The organism is Candidatus Sororendozoicomonas aggregata, from assembly GCF_031528575.1.
Lineage (GTDB): Bacteria > Pseudomonadota > Gammaproteobacteria > Pseudomonadales > Endozoicomonadaceae > Endonucleibacter > Endonucleibacter aggregata.
The window spans coordinates 1-5,315 of sequence record NZ_JAVLSP010000147.1; the positions used below are offsets into that span (position 1 = coordinate 1).

Here is a 5,315-nt window from a genome sequence, read left to right on the forward strand (position 1 = left end):
TTCGAGCATAAGTCCGACAGACTCCTAAGTATAGCTGGGAGCAAGTTTTTTATTGAATAAAGCAGCGCTTGTTCGTGACAGGTTCATCGTCTGTGACAATCTTTCTTGTGGTTGTTTAAAGGGCTGCTGAACGCCTTTGATCTGTTAGAATTTGAGTCTTGGGGGCAGGATTGGATACACTCTCAGTAATTACACTTCTATCCTGATACTAGGAAATCAATGCGTAACGATTACACAGCAGAAGCCATTGAGGTGCTCAGTGGACTTGATCCGGTTCGTAAACGACCGGGTATGTACACCGACACGACACGTCCTAACCATCTGGCACAGGAAATCATTGATAACAGTGTTGACGAAGCCCTGGCCGGTTTCGCAAGCCATATTTTTATCAAGCTGCATAAGGATAACTCGCTGGAAGTTTCCGATGATGGTCGTGGCATGCCCACAGACATTCATCCTGAACACGGTATTTCCGGCGTTGAATTGATTATGACTCGCCTTCATGCTGGCGGAAAATTTTCTAACAAGAACTACCAGTTCTCCGGCGGTTTGCACGGTGTTGGTGTGTCCGTTGTCAATGCGTTATCCACGTGCCTGAATGTCACCGTTAAACGGGGAGGCAAAATTCAGGAAATGGCATTCAAAGATGGCAACAGAGCCTCTGCCTTGAAGGCTACGGGGACGTGTGGCAAGCGTAAAACGGGTACAACTGTCCATTTTTGGCCGAATCCCAAGTACTTTGACTCACCGAGATTTTCAGTGGTTCGTTTAAAGCATGTATTACGCGCTAAAGCGGTGTTGTGCCCGGGTTTACGGGTAGAGTTTGAGGATTGCAACACCCAGGAAATCACACAATGGTATTATGAAGACGGTCTTTCGGATTACCTGAAAAGCACTACCCGTGAGTTTGCTACGCTGCCCACAGAGCCTTTTGTCGGGTCGTTAGCGGGCGAAAAAGAGGCCGCGGACTGGGCGGTACAATGGTTACCTGAAGGCGGAGAAGTGCTGGCAGAGAGTTATGTGAACCTGATTCCCACCCCAATGGGGGGGACGCATGTGAATGGCTTGCGCACAGGATTGCTGGAAGCTATCCGTGAGTTTTGTGAGTTTCGTCATCTATTGCCCCGGGGGGTGAAGCTTGGACCGGATGACGTATGGGAAAACTGCGCTTATGTCCTTTCGGCCAAACTGGCCGACCCGCAGTTTTCCGGGCAAACCAAAGAGCGTTTGTCATCCCGTGAATGCGCCGCTTTTGTGTCCGGCGTAGCTAAAGACAGTTTTAGTTTATGGTTGAATCAGCATACGGCAGAGGGTGAGTTGCTGGCTGAGTTGTGTATCAACAATGCCCAAAAGCGGATGCGCAAGGCGAAAAAGGTTGCCCGTAAAAAAGTGACCCAGGGACCGGCACTGCCAGGAAAGCTTGCTGATTGTTCCAGTCAGGATGTGACGCGCACAGAGTTGTTTTTAGTGGAAGGCGATTCTGCCGGTGGTTCGGCCAAGCAAGCCCGTGACCGCGAGTACCAGGCTATCATGCCCCTGCGCGGTAAAATTCTGAACACTTGGGAAGTGGACTCTGGTGAAGTACTGGCTTCGCAGGAAATTCACGATATTTCGGTTGCTATTGGTGTTGATCCGGGGTCTTCGATGCTCGAAGGACTGCGCTATGGTAAAATCTGTATTCTCGCTGATGCGGACTCTGATGGATTGCATATCGCGACATTACTCTGCGCTTTGTTTGTTCAGCACTTTCGCCCTTTGGTAGAAAAGGGTCATATCTATGTTGCCATGCCCCCGCTATACCGTATCGACGTCGCTAAAGAGGTTTTTTATGCCCTGGACGATGCCGAAAAAGACGGTGTGCTTGAGCGCATTAAAGCCGAAAAGAAAAAGGGAAAAGTGAATGTTCAGCGCTTTAAAGGGCTGGGTGAAATGAATCCCCTGCAACTGCGTGAGACGACCATGTCACAAGACACTCGGCGTTTGGTGCGGTTGACACTGGATGACGATATTGAAGCAACGCTGCAAAATATGGATATGCTTCTTGCTAAAAAACGCTCAGGGGACCGCAAGCTTTGGCTCGAATCAAAAGGCGATTTGGTGGAGATTGCCTGATAGTAGATTTGTTAAGTAAAGACTGAGACTTTTGAAATATAGTGTGTCATAAATTTCAATAAAAGATGAGCACTTTCGCCGTAAGCCCCCTGACTTTTAGAGGCTGTCGCGAAAGTCCGAAACCGTCATCCTGTACAGGGATCGTACAGGAACCATGCGCCAGGGAGGGCAGTCTACCCCTTGGTATCATGCGGGTTGAGCGCTTCACCTCCCTGTGAGATAGATCCCGTATATTCCCTATACGGGATGACGCCGGAACGCATTGAGGCTTTTGCGACACCCTCTTTAGGCAGGGGATAAGGCGGGAGCCCGTCTCTGCTGATGGAGGCAAGCGTAATCTCTGAGCAGCTCACTGGTGAGCTGTCAGAGCAGGGGTTATACCAACCGCCTTTTCTAATTACGGTATAAATCTCGGCTTAGCCTTATAAAGCCAGATTTTTTTCACAGTTAGAAGATACAATTGGTATTACACCTCATAACAAAAGCCCGAAAAAATAGGAAGCCAAGGCTGCTTCGGGTCTTTGACAAAATTATGCCGCGCAAGGGGGCAGTGGTTGAATGTGTCAATGATCAACTTAAAAATATCTCGCAGATAGAGCATACACGTCACTGTTCTCCCTTTAACGTTGGCGTCAATTGGATCGCTGGATTGATAGCCTATACAAAGCAGTCATTGAAGCCTCACATCGACGTTGACCTATTGACAGAAGGTGCTTCTAATGACTGTTTAATTCGTCGAACTCACGTTAAACAGGTATGATATTTTCTCTGGTGCTTATTAAGGACTAGGAATCGTTTTGCCTACTAAAAAGATACCGAATGCCTCTTGCGACACAATATGATCTGGATCGTTTATCGCTTTAATATAGGATGTTTTAGCATAAGGGCTATACCACTGAAATGTTGCTGCTAGTGAATTATCTTTGAGTCTACGAACCTCAAAATCTTGAGAGCTATGTTCAGAACCACACTTTTTAAAAATGTAACTGATGAAGTTAATTTGAAATTCGCCACTGGTCTTCTTTTCGTACTCCATTACACTATGGATGGTGATACTTCTCGGCGTTGTTCCATTATGATAAAGGCAATATCCATTACCAACGGGTTTCACAATGTAATCAACGCCATCATCCCAACAGACTCCAGTATTCTTGTCGCATGTCTCATTGTGGTCTAAATGCCAGGTTTCTTTTGTTGCAAAGGTGTAGTTAGTCAATATTGTCAATATTACAGGTACAATAAAAGTATAAATCTTTTTCATGGTAATCACCCTGATTAAGGAATCACTTGGTGAATCAAATGGGCGTATTAAAACGTCGACATTTTTGCCGTTAGTAGAACACCCCAAAGCCATTGTGCGCATTTACTACCGGTCTGGATATTTCATCAACAGTCACATTATAAACCACCAACCGAACATGATTGATCATAGCTGTAAGTTTTTTACCGTCGTTGGTATTGCCAGCAACCCGATACGCTTGACCGAGACCATTTTACAGCGGCTTGCGCACTACAGACAATGTAAACGTGTAAACGAGCCGCCAGTTCACATATAAGTAAAAATTATAGAAATACCGCCCTGGTCAAGAGTACCTTTATTGAACGAGCGTAAAACCCCTTACTTTTAGAGGGTGTCGCGAAACTCTGAAACACACCCCGCACCGTCATCCTGTACAGGGAATGTACGGGAACCACATTCTATGGAAGGCACTCTAACCGCACGCGTCATGCGGGTTTAGTGATTCACGTCCTTGTGGCATAGATCCCTTACAATCCCTGTACGGGATGACGACGGAGAAAATTAAGCGTTTCGCGACACCCTCTTCAGGTAGAAGAACAGTCACATAATAGAAGCCACCTAACAAATGCTTCCACTTTGTTCTGGGGCTTCGCCCCTCCACCGGACGCTTGCCTGCGGCTCGTGACGCTTAGCTTCAGCGTTATGTCGCTCCCCGGTGTTTGTCAACAACACAGATATGAAATGCGCCCAAAAATCAGACAGTGGTGTAATATCCCCCGCCCTGGCAGCTTTTCTGTTTGTTTAATGAACAGGGGCGTTATTAACATCCTTATGATTTTTATACTCTTTCCCCAGGCGATTACAAAACAACCCGTTGATTGTGGATTACTGGTTACGTAACCCCTTGAAAAACGACAGATGTTTTTTTATTGACGGTATTAACTAATTGAAAATAATAGAGAAATTGTTTTTCTCCACTGGTACTGTGGATAACTCACTGGATAACCTCTGAATGGTGTCAGTGTGTGAATAAAACAAGGGGGAAAACAGTGTTGTTTATTTTTTAAACAATGCTTTTTGGTCGGTCGTGTGGTTAACTGCCAAAGTGGTGAAGAAATACCCCACTGAGAAAAGGGCTGCAAGTAGAACCATTGAACGGTATTTTTGATGTCAAAGAGGTATTGAGAAGCAGTCTTAAAAGTCATGCTCCTACTGCGGCTACGATAAATGGGTCTAAAAAGTCGCTTTTGTTCGTCAAATAGTCCCGCTATTCTCCTCACGAAAGCGACTTTTTATCCGCCATTTCTCGCAGTCCTCGCTACGGGCAGACTTTTAAGACTGCTGCTGAGAACGCCCCTAAGTCAATTCTGACTATTTTTTCGGTAGGAGCGCACTTCATCAGCCCTTAGCCTCGGTGCCAGCTTATCAAGAATCCCATTGATATAACGGTGGGAATCCTGGGCACCAAACTTTTTCACCAGTTCAATGGCTTCATTAATCACGACCCGGTAAGGGACATCACGATGATTAATCAGCTCGTAGCAACCAATACGCAGGGCTGCTAATTCTACCGGATCAAGCTGCTCGAGTGTTCGGTCCAGCAGGGGCACCATGGCTTCATTCAGATGGCTGAGCTGGCTAGGCACGCCGTGAAGAAGGGTGCTGAAATAACTATCATCCACTTTGCTCAGATCATTATCGTTGCGAAACTGGGCTTCGATGCCGTTGACCGGGGCCTTGGTCATCTGCCACTGGTACAGTGCCTGCAATGCCAGCTGGCGGGCTCTACGGCGTGCGGAGGGCTTGGGGCGGTGGTTGGTCTGGGACTTTTGTGACACGACGGAATCTCCAGTGGTCAATCTAACCCGGATATTTCATAAACATGCTCCTGGCCTTGCTTGCTCCTTGCGGCTCTAAGGGAGTTTTGCTCAGTCGGCCGTACTCCCCGGTACGGCGCTCCTTC

At 47.0% G+C, this 5,315-nt stretch carries 5 protein-coding genes; 3 read left to right on the top strand and 2 right to left on the bottom strand.

The window, feature by feature from the left end; genetic code table 11:
• Window positions 1-219 precede the first annotated feature (219 nt).
• Both parE and V4C51_RS18100 read left to right on the top strand, forming a co-directional pair.
• Entirely contained in the window at window positions 220-2,112 is a 1,893-nt protein-coding gene (parE, locus tag V4C51_RS16930) for a DNA topoisomerase IV subunit B (RefSeq protein WP_330927358.1), read from the top strand.
• 460 nt (window positions 2,113-2,572) lie between these two features.
• Window positions 2,573-2,872: a transposase gene (locus V4C51_RS18100; RefSeq protein WP_420797689.1), complete on the top strand. Its 300-nt coding sequence runs from the start codon at window positions 2,573-2,575 to the stop codon at window positions 2,870-2,872.
• A gap of 18 nt (window positions 2,873-2,890) precedes the next feature.
• Here V4C51_RS18100 and V4C51_RS16935 read toward each other — a convergent pair whose 3' ends face one another.
• Window positions 2,891-3,373: a hypothetical protein gene (locus V4C51_RS16935; RefSeq protein WP_330927359.1), complete on the bottom strand. Its 483-nt coding sequence runs from the start codon at window positions 3,371-3,373 to the stop codon at window positions 2,891-2,893.
• Here V4C51_RS16935 and V4C51_RS16940 point away from each other — a divergent pair.
• A complete protein-coding gene (locus tag V4C51_RS16940) occupies window positions 3,372-3,668 on the top strand; it encodes a hypothetical protein (RefSeq protein WP_330927360.1) in 297 nt (98 codons plus the stop codon). The genes V4C51_RS16935 and V4C51_RS16940 overlap by 2 nt on opposite strands.
• Before the next feature lie 1,045 nt (window positions 3,669-4,713).
• Here the strand turns inward: V4C51_RS16940 and nusB are convergent.
• Window positions 4,714-5,190, bottom strand: coding sequence for a transcription antitermination factor NusB (gene nusB, locus V4C51_RS16945; protein WP_330927361.1), 477 nt, complete (start codon window positions 5,188-5,190; stop codon window positions 4,714-4,716).
• Window positions 5,191-5,315: the final 125 nt, after the last annotated feature.

Bases quoted from the DNA above. Each gene is read 5' to 3' on its own strand.
- parE (WP_330927358.1), top strand. From the start codon at position 220: ATGCGTAACGATTACACAGCAGAAGCCATTGAGGTGCTCAGTGGACTT.
- V4C51_RS16940 (WP_330927360.1), top strand. From the start codon at position 3,372: ATGGTAATCACCCTGATTAAGGAATCACTTGGTGAATCAAATGGGCGT.
- V4C51_RS16935 (WP_330927359.1), bottom strand. From the start codon at position 3,373: ATGAAAAAGATTTATACTTTTATTGTACCTGTAATATTGACAATATTG.